The organism is Sphingobacterium sp. 18053 (assembly GCF_902706145.1).
GTDB lineage: Bacteria > Bacteroidota > Bacteroidia > Sphingobacteriales > Sphingobacteriaceae > Sphingobacterium > Sphingobacterium paramultivorum.
Window position 1 is genome coordinate 232,525 of sequence record NZ_CACSJW010000008.1, and the last position, 16,167, is coordinate 248,691.

Annotated in this window: 14 protein-coding genes; 4 read left to right on the forward strand and 10 right to left on the reverse strand. The window is 41.3% G+C overall.

The window, feature by feature from the left end; all coding sequences use genetic code 11:
- Positions 1 to 36 precede the first annotated feature (36 nt).
- From GVK91_RS19585 to GVK91_RS19595, 3 genes are read left to right on the forward strand one after another with little or no spacing between them, the layout of a single operon-like run.
- Complete coding sequence (locus GVK91_RS19585; RefSeq protein ID WP_153846356.1) at positions 37 to 3,189, forward strand: efflux RND transporter permease subunit; 3,153 nt, start codon at positions 37 to 39, stop codon at positions 3,187 to 3,189.
- Entirely contained in the window at positions 3,189 to 4,655 is a 1,467-nt protein-coding gene (locus GVK91_RS19590; protein WP_159730964.1) for an efflux transporter outer membrane subunit, read from the forward strand. The genes GVK91_RS19585 and GVK91_RS19590 overlap by 1 nt, the downstream gene beginning before the upstream one ends.
- A 25-nt stretch (positions 4,656 to 4,680) precedes the next feature.
- A complete protein-coding gene (locus tag GVK91_RS19595) occupies positions 4,681 to 4,893 on the forward strand; it encodes a hypothetical protein (RefSeq protein ID WP_153846358.1) in 213 nt (70 codons plus the stop codon).
- 33 nt (positions 4,894 to 4,926) lie between these two features.
- On the opposite strand, the gene GVK91_RS19600 is transcribed toward GVK91_RS19595, so the two are convergent.
- From GVK91_RS19600 to dinB, 7 genes are all read right to left on the reverse strand, one after another.
- Positions 4,927 to 5,304: a response regulator transcription factor gene (locus GVK91_RS19600; protein ID WP_153846359.1), complete on the reverse strand. Its 378-nt coding sequence runs from the start codon at positions 5,302 to 5,304 to the stop codon at positions 4,927 to 4,929.
- Positions 5,305 to 5,555: 251 nt separating this feature from the next.
- On the reverse strand, positions 5,556 to 5,759 hold the full coding sequence (locus GVK91_RS19605) for a YwbE family protein (protein WP_046674525.1): 204 nt from the start codon (positions 5,757 to 5,759) through the stop codon (positions 5,556 to 5,558).
- 269 nt (positions 5,760 to 6,028) lie between these two features.
- On the reverse strand, positions 6,029 to 7,354 hold the full coding sequence (gene rseP, locus GVK91_RS19610) for an RIP metalloprotease RseP (protein ID WP_075993275.1): 1,326 nt from the start codon (positions 7,352 to 7,354) through the stop codon (positions 6,029 to 6,031).
- A 16-nt stretch (positions 7,355 to 7,370) separates the two neighbouring features.
- Positions 7,371 to 8,528, reverse strand: a complete 1,158-nt coding sequence (locus GVK91_RS19615) for a 1-deoxy-D-xylulose-5-phosphate reductoisomerase (RefSeq protein ID WP_153846360.1) — start codon at positions 8,526 to 8,528, stop codon at positions 7,371 to 7,373.
- Positions 8,529 to 8,543: 15 nt separating this feature from the next.
- A complete protein-coding gene (locus GVK91_RS19620) occupies positions 8,544 to 9,350 on the reverse strand; it encodes a beta-carotene 15,15'-monooxygenase (RefSeq protein WP_159730966.1) in 807 nt (268 codons plus the stop codon).
- Between the two features lie 154 nt (positions 9,351 to 9,504).
- Positions 9,505 to 11,631, reverse strand: a complete 2,127-nt coding sequence (locus tag GVK91_RS19625) for a S9 family peptidase (protein ID WP_159730968.1) — start codon at positions 11,629 to 11,631, stop codon at positions 9,505 to 9,507.
- 144 nt (positions 11,632 to 11,775) lie between these two features.
- A complete protein-coding gene (gene dinB / locus GVK91_RS19630) occupies positions 11,776 to 12,873 on the reverse strand; it encodes a DNA polymerase IV (protein WP_153846363.1) in 1,098 nt (365 codons plus the stop codon).
- Positions 12,874 to 13,111: 238 nt separating this feature from the next.
- On the opposite strand from dinB, the gene GVK91_RS19635 reads away from it, so the two are divergent.
- Positions 13,112 to 13,519, forward strand: coding sequence for a hypothetical protein (locus GVK91_RS19635; RefSeq protein WP_075993279.1), 408 nt, complete (start codon positions 13,112 to 13,114; stop codon positions 13,517 to 13,519).
- A 152-nt stretch (positions 13,520 to 13,671) separates the two neighbouring features.
- Here the strand turns inward: GVK91_RS19635 and GVK91_RS19640 are convergent, their stop codons facing one another.
- Genes GVK91_RS19640 through GVK91_RS19650 form a run of 3 tightly spaced genes read right to left on the reverse strand, consistent with a single transcriptional unit; the run spans position 13,672 to position 16,166 of the window.
- On the reverse strand, positions 13,672 to 14,628 hold the full coding sequence (locus tag GVK91_RS19640) for an exonuclease (protein WP_310440834.1): 957 nt from the start codon (positions 14,626 to 14,628) through the stop codon (positions 13,672 to 13,674).
- 1 nt (position 14,629) lies between these two features.
- Positions 14,630 to 15,205: a dephospho-CoA kinase gene (coaE, locus tag GVK91_RS19645; RefSeq protein WP_182331282.1), complete on the reverse strand. Its 576-nt coding sequence runs from the start codon at positions 15,203 to 15,205 to the stop codon at positions 14,630 to 14,632.
- Between the two features lie 10 nt (positions 15,206 to 15,215).
- Positions 15,216 to 16,166, reverse strand: coding sequence for a hypothetical protein (locus GVK91_RS19650; protein ID WP_120332691.1), 951 nt, complete (start codon positions 16,164 to 16,166; stop codon positions 15,216 to 15,218).
- Position 16,167: the final 1 nt, after the last annotated feature.

Below are 16,167 nucleotides of genomic sequence, written 5' to 3' on the forward strand. Positions count from 1 at the left end.
GTACACTTCATGTAGCGTGTTTAAAATTCCATATATATGCTAAAAACATTTATAAATAGGCCTGTATTAGCCACGGTGGTTTCCATTATCCTGGTAATCTTGGGCTTAGTGGGGCTAAAACTCCTGCCTGTCTCGCGCTTTCCGGAAATTGCTCCACCAAGTGTGCTTGTTTCACTAAGTTATCCGGGAGCTAATGCTGAAACCGTAGCAAAAAGTGTTTTACTACCTATCGAAGAAGCCATCAATGGTGTAGAGGATATGACCTATATCAAGTCGTCTGCCTCCAATTCAGGATCGGGAAGTGTGTCGGTCTATTTTAAGACCGGTACCAATCCTGATATTGCCTCGGTCAACGTACAGACACGGATTTCCAAAGCAATCAGTTCCATTCCCGCAGAAGTAAATGAGGCCGGAATCACGGTCATGCCACGGCAAACGGGTGTCATTATGACCATCAATCTCTACTCCGATCACCAGGATAGTGCTTACGACGAAACCTTTCTCCAGGCTTATGCACAGATTAACCTGATGCGGCCTTTGCTGCGTGTTGATGGCGTAGCCCAGGTTTCCCGTTTGGGAGCCAGGGATTACGCGATGCGACTTTGGTTGAACCCCGAAAAGCTAGCCCTTTATAACCTCGTTCCACAAGATGTCACCAACGCTATAAAAGATCAAAACTTTGAGATTGCCCCAGGTAAATTTGGAGAAACCTCAGATGAAGCTTTCGAAACAGTGATCCGTCATAAAGGACGTTTCACCACACCGGAGGAATTCCAGAGTATAGTGATCAAAACCAACACCGACGGTTCAGTACTCTATTTAAAAGATGTGGCACGGGTAGAATTCGGTGCTACAAATCTAAGCAGCGACAATAAGGTAAATGGACATCCCGGTCTTACACTCAACTTAACACAAACCAGTGGTTCCAACGCCCATGATATCGATATTGCCGTCAGAAAGGTTCTCGAAGAACAATCAAAAACATTTCCAAAAGGCATACACTACGAGGTGACCTACTCGGTACGTGACCAGATCGATGAATCTATCAACCAGGTTGAGCACACCCTTTTTGAAGCCTTTATCCTGGTATTTATTATTGTCTTTATCTTCCTGCAAGATTTTAGATCCACCTTGATCCCTGCAATTGCAATCCCGGTTTCATTGGTGGGAACCTTCTTTTTTCTGCAGCTTTTTGGATTTTCGCTCAATGTCCTCACGATGTTTGCCCTGGTGTTGGCTATTGGAATCGTAGTGGATGACGCCATTGTCGTCGTCGAGGCCATCCACGAAAAAATGCACAGCACAGGAATGAAACCCAGAGCCGCTACATTATCGACGATGTCCGAAATTACGGGAGCTATCCTGTCCATAACCATGGTCATGGCTGCTGTATTTTTGCCTGTAGGATTTATGGAAGGGCCAGCAGGTATCTTTTATCGCCAGTTTGCTTACACCCTTGCAACGGCAATTCTGATTTCAGCACTCAATGCATTAACTTTAAGTCCAGCCCTATGTGCGCTTCTACTTAAAGCACCACAACATCATGCCAATCAAAAAACCGGCAAAATCAATCAATTTAAAGATCGCTTCTTTAAAGCATTCAATACCTCTTTTGATCGACTGACCGCCCGTTATGTCTCGATTGTAGAAATACTGATCAAGAATAAGAAAATAGCCTGGGTAGGCTTAATTTTAATTACAGCACTTGGCATTGTGTTTATGATTAAAACACCCAAAAGTTTTATTCCGACAGAAGATGATGGATTTATCACGTACAACATTGCCCTCCCTCCCGGCGCTTCATTGAGCCGGACAACTGAGGTACTGCACCGTGCCGATAGTATTTTAAAGAAAAGACAGGATATTAATGGGATGACAACAGTTTCTGGTTTCAATGCCCTGGACGGAAGCTCAAGCCCGGCATTTGCCGCTGGGTATATTACTTTAAAACCTCATGCCAAACGCGAGCATATCAAAAATATCAATGCATTTATGGATACCATCAGAAATGATCTATCTCAAATCAATGAAGCAACGTTTACAGTGTTCCCCCGACCTACCGTACAGGGCTTTGGAGACTTTGCTGGAATTGAAATGGTTCTTCAGGATCGAATGGGTGGTGACATTCGGGATTTTAACACCATTGCAGATACTTTTATCAACCAGCTCAACACCTTACCTGAAATACGAAGCGCCTACACGAGCTTTAAGTCGAACTTCCCTCAGTATGAAGTAAATATCGACGCCGTGAAGGCAAAATCCCTCGGGGTAGAAATCAAAGATCTCATGTCCACAATCCGATCTTACTTCGCACGTGTACAGGCGAGTGATTTTAACCGATTTGGTCGCCAATATCGTGTTTATGTCCAATCGGATTTCGATTTCCGTAAAGATCCCGAATCCTTCAACTCAATTTTTGTACGCAACAGCAAAGGCGAAATGGTTCCTATTAACACCATATTGACCCTGGAAAAGACTGTGGGACCAGAAACCATTACGCGTTATAATCTATATAATGCCATCGCTGTAAATATCACTCCTGCTGAAGGCTACAGTACAGATGACGCCATGCAAGCTATCCAAAAACTGGCCGATACTAAACTTCCGGGTAATTATGGTTTTGAATGGACGGGCATGAGCTATGAAGAAAGTCAATCCGGCTCACAGACGATCTTGATTTTTGCTCTTAGTATCCTATTCGTCTACTTCTTACTTTCGGCCCAATATGAAAGCTATATTCTTCCCTGGGCAGTGTTATTGTCTATTCCAGTGGGATTGATCGGCGTTTTTTCTGTGATCAACCTTGTTGGACTTCAAAACAACATCTACGTGCAGGTGGGGCTTATTATGCTCATTGGCTTATTGGCCAAAAACGCAATTCTGATCGTAGAATTCGCCGTCCAGGAGCGTAAAAACGGAAAAAGTATCGTCGAAGCAGCCATTAGCGGCTCCAAACTGAGGTTACGGCCAATCTTGATGACCAGTTTAGCCTTTGTTGCTGGCTTGGTGCCCTTGATGTGGACGGTTGGCCCGTCGGCGATCGGTAACCATTCGATCAGTTTCAGCGCTGCCGGCGGCATGCTCTTTGGTGTAGCCTTCGGCATCTTTATCATCCCTGTACTCTTTGTCGTATTCAAAAGCCTGGATGAAAAACTACATGATAAACTAGCTAAAGAAGAGGAAGAATAATGAAAAACATAAAAAAATACCTTTCGGGAATATCGATCATCATTGGTCTCTTAGGCCTGATGAATGCCTGTAAGATCGGCAAAGATTATGTGCAGCCCAAACTCAAACTTCCGGAAAACTTTCGTGGCGATACATTGGATTATTTCGGAGACACCTCCAGTATGGGGCTGATCCATTGGAAGTCCTTCTTTCACGATCCTACCTTGAAGCTATTGATTGACTCTGCCTTAGCAAATAATTTTGAGATGAAGACAGCATTGCTCAACCTGCAGATTTCAACCCGAGTTTTGGCGCAGAACAAAGCCAATTATCTGCCAAGTGTAAATGCGACAATTGCCAATGGAAACCGTACCTGGCGATCCAAAGACTTTGGCAGTGGACCTCTGACCAAATATTACGATCACAAAGGTGAAACAGCGCCACAAAATATGTTCGTGTATCAATCTATGTTTGGTTCCGATATTAATTTTAGCTGGGAAATAGATATCTGGAAGAAAATAGGAAGTAAACAAGAGCAGCTATTAGCCGAGTATTTGGATACACAGGAGGCAAAAAATGCGATACAGACCTCTATCATAACTTCTGTAGCAAAAGGCTACTTCAATCTCTTGATGCTTGATGCCAAAATAGAGGTCGCTAAACGTAACGTCCAATTAAACGACAGTACGCTCCGCATGATCAAGCTACAATATGAAGCTGGTGAAATCACGGCTTTGGCTATCCAGCAAACCCAATCACAGCGCCTATTGGCGGCGTCCCTCGTTCCCGAACTCGAAAAGGAAATTGTCATCCAGGAGAATGCTCTTCAAACGCTCACAGGAAAATTACCTGACAGTATCAAAAGAGGCACCTCTTACGAACATCTCTTCGCTGAAAGCAAAGACATCTCCCTCGGTTCTCCAATCGAAATTGTGCGCAATAGACCAGATATCCGATCATCTGAATTTCAATTGATTGCAGCCAATGCGAATGCCAATATCCAACAGGCTATGCGTTATCCTTCATTGACCGTGGGTGGCGTATTGGGGGTAAATAGTATGCTCCCCAAAAATTGGTTCAATATCCCCGGAGCATTGCTCGGTGGTATAACCGGGAATTTAACCACACCTATTTTCAAAAACAAAACCTTGAAAACACAGTATGAGGTAGCTAAATTGGAACGTGATAAAGCCGAACTCCAATTGCAACAAAAGGTCGTGGAAGCCGTAGCCGAAGTCTCTAATGCAGTGGTCACGGTCGACAAGCAACGGGAGCAATTGTCTTTGGCGAAAGAAAGAGTCGATAATGCACATCTTGCCGTCAAAAATGCGGGTTTACTCTTTAAAAGTGGTTACGCCACATATTTAGAGGTGATTACAGCGCAAAGCAATGCCTTAAACAGTGACCTCGATCTGGTCGAGTTAAGGCAACAGCATTTAGATGCATTTGTGGATCTGTACCGGGCACTCGGAGGAGGTTGGAGATAAGGATTTAAAACGCTATTTTTGTGATATGACTCCAGAAGAATTACAACAATATTTTCAATCCAAAGACTTGCCTGAATCGTTAGAAATACAGCAAGATATGCAGGTCTTCGACGTACAACGTTTCTTGAGCACAAGTTTTATCCATGTTGGATTATGGAAAAAAGATCTAAGCAAATGTCCATCCTGGATTAGACTTTTAAAATTTAAGGATGCTTTAGAAAATAAAGAAAAAGCCTAACGGATGTTAGGCTTTTTCTTTATAACTATTTTTCTATGCTTTGGGAGCAAGTTGCTTCATTAATAGCGGCATCTGCTCTTTCGAAAAAATCTCTTCTGCGCCAGCATCCAACAATTCCATCCGTTCATTCTCATCACTACTTGATGTCAGCCCAAATATTCGAATAGAGGGAAACCTCTCCCGTATGATTTTTGCCGTTTCTATCCCGTTTAATACAGGCATATGCAGATCTAATATACATATTTCAGGAAGTTCGTGCTCGTTTTCATCGAGGTAGTCGATTAAATCCCTACCATTGGAAGCACAATAAACCAAATCCAATAAATGAGATTGAGCCATAGCTCGCATCAACACATGATGAATCAGCGCATCATCTGCGTAGACAACCGTACATTTACTTTTGGTATCCATTTGAAAAAGCTATCATTTTAATAATTATAAAAACAATATTATATAAATATGTAATAAAATAAAAAATACAGAAAAAAGTTAGCAATAATTATGTTATTATACAAATTTTATTTCAAAATATTCCCTATTAACAATCCAACAAGCTTTTAGTTTGATTTATACAATAAGAACATCATAGGTAGTAAATCTCTCCGTGTCAATATCGTTAGAAAAGATTAAGTAAAGAGAAATAAAGATCGGTAGCCTATACCTTAAAAATCATCTTCAATAATTTCAGCCACTCTTCCTACTTGGCCATCCGTCAACCTGACTTTAATTCCCCTCGAATGATATGAGGATGATGTCAGCAAGTCTTTCACAATGCCTTCTGTTAAATTTCCTGTACGTTGGTCCTTTTTTAAGATTATATTCACCAACATGCCTGGCTTTACATCTGCTCTATTTCTTCCATCCATGGTCAAACTTAGAAAAATTGTTTTTTAAATGCAATATAAATAAACAATTTATTGTTAGAAAAACCTTCGTCTCGTATTTTGGAACAGGTACAATGAAAGCAAATGAAAGCCAATAGCGTAGATGAATGTTATAAACCGAACTGCAGGCTATTTTATTCAATACCTACCTACCATAAAAAATGGTCGGAATTTCTTCCGACCATGATTGGCTTTAAGCCTTTTTTATGGTATGTAGGTCATCAGCATATTGGCTGTTTGACCAATTGAATTTATTTAAATAGCTTAAAAATATCGTTTCCGAATATAAAGACCATTAAAGCCAATAAAATAAAGAAACCGACCATTTGTGCTTTCTCCAGGAATTTTTCGCTCAATGGCTTGCCTTGTATCATTTCAACCAACAAGAACAATACGTGACCGCCATCCAAAGCTGGAATAGGCAATAGGTTCATAAATGCCAATGCCATCGACAACATCCCTACTAAGGACCAAAAACGGATCCAGTCCACTTCTGTACCGAACAAGGTAGCGATTCCAATAGGACCAGATAATGCTTTATCGGCACGTACCTCGCCTTTGAAAATCTTGCCAAATCCTTTGGCGTTGTCGGTAATCACCGTAAATGCTTTTTTAGCGCCGATTGGAAATGCTTCCATTAAGCTATATTGCGTTGTAAAAGATTTGATGGAATAATCACGATTAATGCCTATTCCCAGCATGGCATCTGCAGGAACATTCCCTTGCAATGAAACTTCAGTTCCTTTGCGTAAAACTTTAATCGCTACAGCTTTATTGATATTCGCTTTTATTTGTGCTTTAAACTCGTCGAAGAAAGGAACCTGTACCCCATTCACCGCAATAATGCTATCGCCTTTCACAAAACCCATTTTACTTGCTGCCGATCCAGGTGATACTTCAGCAACACTTGTCGTTTTAACACGAGGTTCAATAAACTTCTCACCTTTCTTATCAGAAAGCGTGTTCAATAAATCCGCTGGAACTTTTACTTCTGTTGTTGCACCATTGCGCTCAACTGTAAGTGCCACTCCGCCCATCAATACTTTAGAACTGATCAACTCCGAGTAATTTTCGATACGGTGACCGTCTATTGAAATCACTTTATCACCAGCTTTCAAACCAATAGATTCACCAATGGATCCCGGAACAATACCGTTTACCAGCTGATCCATTTTGATATCTGTATTGCCCATTTTAAAAGTCAGCATCCAAAAGACAACAACGCCGACCACAATATTGACAATAATCCCCCCAAGCATAACGATTAAACGTTGCCAAGCTGGTTTTGATCTAAATTCCCAAGGTTGTGGCTCACCCTTTAATTGCTCAGTATCCATCGATTCGTCGATCATACCCGCAATCTTGACATAACCACCTAAAGGCAACCAGCCAATACCATATTCACATCCTTTATAATTGAATTTAAATAATTTCACTCCCCAGGCATCAAAGAACAGATAAAATTTTTCCACCTTGATACCAAATGCACGTGCTGCTAAGAAATGTCCTAACTCATGTAGAACAATTAAAATTGACAAGCCTAAAATCACTTGTCCGACCATAATTAAAACACCCATGTATGCTTTTTAAAATTTAATCTTTGATTATTTCCTTTGTTATTAATCTTGCGACACGATCCGTCTCCAGATAATCATCCAGCGTCGGTGTCGCAATGAATTCTACTTTACCTAATGTCTGTTCAATAATATCACTCATTTCCAAAAACCCAACTTGATCTTTCAGGAAGGCATCCACAACAACTTCATTGGCTGCATTTAATACACAGCTTCTATTTCCGCCGGCACGAAGGCTCTCATAGGCAAGTGCCAAATTCCGAAAAGTTTCCATGTCTGCTTTTTCAAAACTGAGCGTTGGATAGTCCATGAAATTAAATCGCTCAAAACTGTTTTCAAAACGTGCCGGATAGGTCAGTGCATACTGGATCGGCAATTTCATATCAGGAACCCCCATTTGGGCCTTCATGGATCCATCCTGAAACTGGACCAGCGAATGTACAATAGATTGGGGATGTACAATCACATCGACCTGATCTATTGACAGATTAAAGAGCCATTTTGCTTCAATCACTTCTAGCCCTTTATTCATCAAGGACGCCGAGTCAATTGTAATTTTAGCACCCATCGACCAATTGGGATGTTTCAAGGCTTCAGCCTTAGTCACTGCGAGAAGATCTGCTCTCTTTTTACCACGAAAGGGTCCTCCGGAAGCTGTGATATATATCTTCTCGATTGGATTATGCTCCTCTCCAGCCAAACACTGGAAAATCGCCGAATGCTCCGAATCTACAGGAAGCATGCGTACACCATATTCTTTCACTAAAGCCATAATCAGCTCACCGGCGACAACCAGCGTCTCCTTATTGGCCAGCGCAATATCTTTTTTCGATTGAATTGCTTTAACAGTGGGTTTTAATCCCGCAGATCCAACGATCGCATTCAAAACAACATCTACTTCTTCGTACTGCACCACTTCAACCAGTCCTGCTTCTCCCAAAAGAACAGCGATATCATGTCCTTTTAAAGCATCCTGCACATAACTGTACTGAAGGTAATCCGTTACAACAACCGCTTTGGGCTTAAACTCCAAGGCCTGTTTAACCAACAATGTGGCATTGCTACCACAGGTCAGAACGATTGCTTCAAATTTAGTAGGAAAGGCTCTAATCACATCCAAGGCTTGTGTACCTATACTTCCCGTTGCCCCTAAAATGGCAATTCCTTTTTTACTCAAAACCTTTGCTATTAATTAAAATATATTATTTAAAATCTTTGGATCCTCTCCCCCATGGTAATCCGCCATCATGGATCGGTAAGCGACCGAAACAACAATACTAGCCAAAGGTACCACCAAGAAAGAACTCACGAGGTTCAAAATAATAAAAATTATGTAATATTCTAAATAATTAAAATACATCTGCAATAACTGAAAAAAAGCAAATACAGCCAAAATCAATAATAGTTTGAATACATTGCCCTTTGTCAGCGCAAAACTGAAGCGTAATGACCTCAATGTCCCCGCGTGTTTATCAATAATGAAAAATGGATAAAATGCCACTCTAATAATCAAGATGAAAGTCAATATTGCAGCGACAAAAACAACAAACATCGTAAAGTTGCTCATCAACTCCATCCGATTGTCACCATTTTCAAATAGATAAAGGAATGGTAAAGAAACGGCACCTAAAATCATCAGGAGTGCTATGGAGAGCACCATTATACTTAACATTGCGCCAAAAAAATAGGCGAGCTCCTTAGAACTAGGGATGCATTGGATCAATTTCTTATCATGATTTCCATCAATCAGACTTAAGATATACTTAAATAAAGTCATATTCAATCCGAAATACATCACCATGAAAAAAAATGCCATAAAGCCACTCAACACCACATTGAAATCACTGATTGTGGTCGCGAGATAATTAGAGAGTCCGGAGGTCACGAACAGTAAAAAACAAAGCCCCGCCACTGAAAAATAATGTTTTTTCAGCAACTCCCATGACTTATTAAAAACCTCATTAACGGCAAAAGTACTTTCCTTTAGGAATTGAATCATTTTTTCTTTGAATAAACTTCTACAAAGATGCCATATTTTTTAATTTTCAACAATTTACACTCCCATAAAAATCATTTTTTTTGTAATATTTAACATAAAAAAAAATCCCCTATCCGAATGGACAGGGGATTCTATAGGGTATATCGAACTATGCCTACTTAAATTCTTTGGGAAGCGGCGTCTCCAATAAGTATTGGTAGTAGAAACGCGCACGCTCATTAGAATCATATTTACTTTTCGAACGATCAAATCCATGACGGCTTCCCGGATAGATCATCAACTCAAAAGGAACACTTCGATCTGTCAATTTATCGACAAGTTGGATTGTATTCTGTAAATGGACATTATCATCCATATCGCCATGCATAATACGCAAAACGCCTTTATAGTTATTTGCATAGGTCAACACGGAACCAGCTTTATAGCCTTCAGGATTGTCTTGAGGCGTATCCATCCATCTTTCAGTATAATGGCTATCGTACAGATCCCATGAGGTTACGGGTGCACCGGCAATACCAAAATCAAATACATCTGCGGCCTTCGTCATCGCCAAACAAGTCATATAACCTCCGTAGCTATGCCCTGTAATAAGCACTTTGTTTTTAGCTACCCAAGGTTGCGATTTTAACCATTTAACAATCGTTGAATAATCAATAATTTCCCAGTGGCCAAGATTGCGGTGCATATAAGCAACACCTTGTTTACCAAAATGACCAGACGCCCGGTGATCTGCAGAGACTTGAATAATTCCTTCATTAGCCCAATACTGATTATTCGTTCCTTTCCAGGTATCTTTTACCGTTCCAGCATCAGGACCTCCATAGATACTGAAAACAACAGGGTAAACTTTTGATTTATCGAAATTTGTCGGATAAGTAATTGTCAATGGAAGATCGAACAAACCATCATCTGATTTAAGATGTAAGTATTCGGTTTTACCATACGTATACGAAGCAAAATCAGCCGCTTTACTATCTGCTAACTGACGGACGACCTTGCCCTGATTATCCAACAAAGCAAACCGATCGGGTGTACTCACATTGGAGTATTTGGTAATAAAATACTTGCCATCAGGCGATACATTGACATCGTGTGAGTATTCTCCGAAAGTCAGACGTTTTAAGTTTTTACCCGAATAATCCACGCGGTACAAATCAAAACGTGCCGAATTTTCTTTACGTGCGGTAAAATAAATCACCTTATTTTTTTCATCAATCCGTTTTAATTCGGTTACCTGCCATTCGCCGGAAGTAATTGGATTGACCAATGTTCCATCCAATTTATAGAGGTAGTAATGCGCCCAACCCGTCTTATCCGATTTTAAGATATAATATTTGTTGTCCGCAAGATAGGTGATACGCTCATCGTGATCCAAATTGATCCATGAAGCCTGGCGCTCATCGTAGATTTCTTTTTTCGAGCCAGAATTCGGATCCACTTGATAAAACTTCAAATTGTTCTGATCCCTGTTCATCCACTGCACCATCACATTTTTGCTATCAAAGGCCCAATAAGGCTGCCCAAAATACTGATCATCTTTTTCGTTGAAATCAGCCCAGGTAACGTTCCCCCCATCGAGATGAACGATACCCACCTTCACTTCCGGATTTGGGTCTCCAGCTTTGGGGTATCTTGTCTCCTCCAGGTAACCATGCTGGCCTTTGGACGAATAAATCGGAAACATAGGAACCTTGGTATCATCGAAACGCATGAAGGCGATTTTACGGCTGTCCGGAGACCACCAAAAAGCTTTGTATTTTGTTGGACGCCCAAGAATTTCCTCGTAATATACCCAAGATGACCAACCATTGTAAATAACGTCGGTACCATCATTTGTATACTGCATTTCCTTTCCTGAAGTCACGTCCACGCTATACAAATTGCTTTTGCGGGTAAAGGCAACATATTTACCATCCGGCGATAAGGTCGGATTCTGTTCCGCAACATCAGGAGAGTTGGTCAGCTTCTTGGCTACACCATCTGTACTTTTCAGGAAGATATCATTGTTTTCGACATAGACAACCGTCCCTTCTTTAGGAGGAACTGTATAAATGCTTCTGTGACCTGATTTAATGTTAACCTGATATAAACGACCATCATTTACATCATTTTCCAGATAAGCTGTCCCGTCTGCCCATCCAGGATACTGATTCGTGCGAACTGTCAACGATGGCTTTTGCCCCCAGGACTGTGCAAAATCCAATTTCTTTTGTGCAAAACCAACCTCATGCACTAAAAAAACGATAGACGCACCTAAGAGTACTCTTGATACCGTATTCATTAATTTTTGGATATGTTTATTAATTATTTTGGCTAAGATAAAGAATTGTGACAAATAACGACGATTTTGCCTGTAACAAGCTTAATTCAGATTGCGCGGACCAAACGGCTTGCCAAAGACTTAATTAAACCGGATGATTCCTTGCTAAGGACGCTGCTCGAAAAGTGTTAGCTGTATACCTTCCTTTGGAAAATCAGCTTCTTCCACAAAATTTGATATCGAAACCCCCAGCAACCTCACTTTGTTCAGCAGCTCAACCTTACTCAACAAACTATGGGCAGTGGCGTAAATTTTGTCTTCCGAATCAAAACTATTTTCTAAGGTTATACTCCGTGTCAACTGAACGAAATCGGCATATTTAATTTTTATGGTTAAGGTTCTTCCTGAGATTTCCTTTTTCCCGATGCGTGTCCACAACTGTTTGCAGAGCCGTTGCAAAATGGTATTTAATTCTTCAAATGCTTCTACATCCTCGCCAAACGTATCCTCAATCCCGACCGATTTACTGCTGCGATTGGGGACAACAGGACGGTCGTCGATCCCGCGTACGATACGGTAAAAAAAGTGCCCAGTCTTTCCAAACCAACGCACGAGGTCCTCTTCACGCTGTTTTTTTAAATCGAGTCCGGTAAACAGCCCCAGTTCATGCATTTTTTTTGCGGTCACCTTACCTACGCCAAAAAACTTATCCACGGGCAATGACTCCATGAACTTGACAATTTTCGAAGGACCTATAAATGTTAAGCCGTTGGGCTTGTCCATATCCGAAGCAATCTTTGCAACAAATTTATTGACGGAAACACCAGCAGAGACGGTCAGATTCAACTCTTCTTGGATAGCCTCTTTAATGGCTTTGGCGATATCAATAGCCGAACCAATACCCTGTTTGTCTATGGTCACATCCAAAAAAGCTTCATCCAGGGAAAGCGGCTCGATTAAATCCGTATAACGGAGAAAAATCTCCCGAATTTGGTAGGAAACCTGACGATAAACATCAAAGCGAGGATAGGTAAAGATAATATGGGGGCACAACTGAAGAGCCTTTCGGGAGCTCATAGCAGATTTGACACCAAACTTTCGCGCTTCGTAACTGGCCGTTGCAACTACTCCCCTCCCATCCGGGGAACCACCTACTGCAATTGCTTTTCCCCGATATTCGGGAAAATCACGCTGATCTACAGAGGCATAAAATGCATCCATATCCAAATGAATAATCTTGCGATGTACCTGTTCGGGATCCATGATCCAAATTTACAAAAATTAGCATTATAGACTAAGAAAACCGAAAAATAACTAATAGAATTAGCAACGTAGCACAAAACGACAATCACTAGGCTAGTCAACCGTTAGTCTAGGTATAATCCATTCGTCATTATGCTGTTAATTATTTATCTTTAGGTGAACCTATCCGTTGGACAGAAAAATCATCGTTCCGGCGCATAGTCCTAGGCACTGCATTAAATGGTTTTAATTAGCACACATGATGGAAAATTTACCCGAACAAAAACCGAAAAAATCCGGATTTAAGAAGTTCTTACTCCTGCTGATCCTTTTCCTCCTTGTGGGGGCCGGTTCCTACGTTTACTGGAAGTATTACTATGTATTCGGTGAAGGTGTAAAATCTGGCTATCTTAATTATGCTGTAAAAAAGGGCAATATTTTCAAGACCTACGAAGGCAAGCTCATCCAGGAGGGATTTGGAAGTATCAAAACGGGTGGTATCGCCAGCAATCAATTTGAATTTTCTATTGAAGATGATTCTATATTCCGTCAATTGGAGCTCAATAGTGGAAAATACTTCGATCTGCGTTACAAAGAATATCATGGTGTGCTTCCCTGGCGTGGAAACACGGTTTATATCGTTGACAAAATTGTCAATATGAAATAGCGAACTCCGCTCTGTTTACCAGCGGAGTTATCGAAGTTCCGTTTAAATAAGTTAAACTACATCAGTACGCTATTGTAGGGGTGCCCTTCCATGAGCTGCTTATTGTCCGCCGCATTTGCGTTTCCGATAGAAGATTTTTCGAAAAGGCCTATTTATGCAGAAAGCACATCCCGGACGATCAATTTTTCGTTAAAATAACGTTTTAAAATGCTTCCGTCACCGTGTAGTGTCCAAACTTCTTTGGGATTTACCATTTTAATGTACTGAAGAATGTCATTCCAGTCCACATGATCAGAAATATACAGCTCGATATCATTCTGTGCCTGTAAACGTTTCCAGCCTGAGGCAAATGCGCGTAATACTTTGGTCGCCCTAAAATAACTATTGAAGGTCATCGGCGGTACCAAGTACACCTTATTCTGTTCGCCCTGTTTCATTTCTTTTCTGTTGTAGGGCTCGTAGTCTAATTTCTTTAGCCCGTGTTGATCATAAAGGCGATGGTAAGGCAATATTCCACTATGCACAAGCACTTTTCGATCCGGGCAGTACCTGTTGATCAAATCAGTAATTCGCTGCGCCTTGCCCAACACATAAGTACCTAATAAGATATTACTGGCATGTCCATCAAGTTTTTTTATCTCCTCCGCCGGATCGGGATGGCTGATATCCGGATTTGCAAAGGTGCTTTCCGTAATGAGGACATCGGCCTGCTGCACTTCGATCGGTTCACAGGTATCATCAGTTTGTAATTTATAATCGCCGGTGTACAAGTAACGTACCCCCCGATATTCCATTAGAATCTGTGCTGAACCCAGTATATGACCTGCTGGTAAAAATGTGATTTCGACCGCACCTATTTTAAAGGGACTATTAAACAATTTGACCTGATAAGAATCTTTGCGATTTTGTTTATACCGATAAGTCATAAACAGTGAGGTCGCCTGTGTGGCATACACATAGTCGTGTCCTGAACTGGCATGATCGCCATGGGCATGAGATACGACATTGTGCATAACGGGATTGCTGGCATCAATAAAAAAATCACCATAACGGCAGTAATAGCCTTCTGGCTTTCTGACTAAGAAGTCAGCCAATAGTGTAGACATCATATTATTTTAGAAACTTTTGATGCAAAGTCCACACCTGCGGTAATAGCGGAGTGGTTCCATCATTAATGATGACGAAGTCTGCCAATTTTAATTTTTCTTCGTCAGATAGTTGCTTATTAATTCGCTCCATGACCTGTTCCTCAGTAACAGCATCACGTTCCATGACACGTTTAACGCGTATGGGTAAAGGCGCAGTAACCAGTATGGTATAATCAAGATCCTTGTAAGACCCACTTTCAAAAAGCAAAGCAGCCTCTTTGAGTGAATAACGGGACTTTTGCTGTTCAGCCCAGTCCTTTGCCGCCTGAATGACGACGGGGTGTACAATGCCGTTCACAAGTTCGAGCTTCGCCTTGTCGGAGAATATCTGTTCAGCCAAAAAAGCCCGATCCAGTTTCCCATCCTTATAGGTCTCTTCGCCGAACTCCGCAATCAAGCGTGCTTTGATTCGCAAATCGGTATTCATCAATTCCTTCGCCTCATCATCAGCATTATAAACAGGTACAGCCATGGCTTTAAAAAGCTGACAGATAAATGTTTTACCGGATCCAATTCCACCTGTTATTCCAATCTTCATGAAAATATTGTTATTTACGTACAAAAAAGTCCACGTTTTGAGGCACAACGCTAATTACCTTACAATAGTCCGGTACTTTGGTCAGCAAAATAGGCAGATATTGCACCTCGTTTTTCTCCCAATCGGACAAATCCACCACTGCTTCAAAATCTCGCGATGTATAGTTATTATAATCTTTGACAGACATCAACACCGTGACGACAACTTTGCTCGGACTAAGCCTGACCGAACTATAACGTTGGCCATTCTCCACTTTTACGGGCAACTCGATTATTTTCTCTGTCAATTCACCTACAGGCATGAGCACCTCGACCGAAGTCGGATAAACATTGATATTCGCTTTTTGGTTACGTGCCAGGTTGGCCACGGTCCGAACGTCGGTTTCGACTTCCTTTCCACGAACGGTATCCGTTTCCCAATACTCAATCGCCGAAACATCCTCGTAAGGTCCGGTTATTGTCACATAAGCTGGTGTAACTTTGGTATCAGCGATAAAACCGTAGCCACGTTTAAATCCGATATTTGCAAGGGGTTTTACAGGCACCTTACGCTGGGTCTGTTTGGAAAAATCAAAAAACAAGGTATCAGGACTAACTGACACCACACGTTGTTCATGTGGAAACTGTCGGTTGATAAAGCCCAATTGGTTGGAAAAAACAATCCAGTCTTTGGTTTTTAAAGAGCTTAGGTCCACCTGAACCTTTGGGGTTTCCAAAGCAGCTTTGGAAAACAGGAATTGCCATCCTGTCATCTCCAGTTTTACTTTTACCGTATCGGATTGCTGCGGATGAAATGCGCGTTTTTCAGGAAGATTGACATATTCAATCGCCGCCTTGACGGAAACAGTATACTGATTGGAGATCGAAAACAATAACCAAGCTAACAACGAAATTCCAACACAACGCACGAAGACATTAATCTTACGCCGTTGGGTCTTATTTATTCGAACTGCATTCGCCATG

Bases quoted from the DNA above. Each gene is read 5' to 3' on its own strand.
- GVK91_RS19650 (WP_120332691.1), bottom strand. From the start codon at position 16,166: ATGGCGAATGCAGTTCGAATAAATAAGACCCAACGGCGTAAGATTAAT.
- GVK91_RS19590 (WP_159730964.1), top strand. From the start codon at position 3,189: ATGAAAAACATAAAAAAATACCTTTCGGGAATATCGATCATCATTGGT.
- GVK91_RS19640 (WP_310440834.1), bottom strand. From the start codon at position 14,628: ATGATGTCTACACTATTGGCTGACTTCTTAGTCAGAAAGCCAGAAGGC.
- GVK91_RS19605 (WP_046674525.1), bottom strand. From the start codon at position 5,759: ATGGATGGAAGAAATAGAGCAGATGTAAAGCCAGGCATGTTGGTGAAT.
- coaE (WP_182331282.1), bottom strand. From the start codon at position 15,205: ATGAAGATTGGAATAACAGGTGGAATTGGATCCGGTAAAACATTTATC.
- rseP (WP_075993275.1), bottom strand. From the start codon at position 7,354: ATGGGTGTTTTAATTATGGTCGGACAAGTGATTTTAGGCTTGTCAATT.
- GVK91_RS19595 (WP_153846358.1), top strand. From the start codon at position 4,681: ATGACTCCAGAAGAATTACAACAATATTTTCAATCCAAAGACTTGCCT.
- GVK91_RS19585 (WP_153846356.1), top strand. From the start codon at position 37: ATGCTAAAAACATTTATAAATAGGCCTGTATTAGCCACGGTGGTTTCC.
- GVK91_RS19635 (WP_075993279.1), top strand. From the start codon at position 13,112: ATGATGGAAAATTTACCCGAACAAAAACCGAAAAAATCCGGATTTAAG.
- GVK91_RS19625 (WP_159730968.1), bottom strand. From the start codon at position 11,631: ATGAATACGGTATCAAGAGTACTCTTAGGTGCGTCTATCGTTTTTTTA.
- GVK91_RS19600 (WP_153846359.1), bottom strand. From the start codon at position 5,304: ATGGATACCAAAAGTAAATGTACGGTTGTCTACGCAGATGATGCGCTG.
- dinB (WP_153846363.1), bottom strand. From the start codon at position 12,873: ATGGATCCCGAACAGGTACATCGCAAGATTATTCATTTGGATATGGAT.
- GVK91_RS19620 (WP_159730966.1), bottom strand. From the start codon at position 9,350: ATGATTCAATTCCTAAAGGAAAGTACTTTTGCCGTTAATGAGGTTTTT.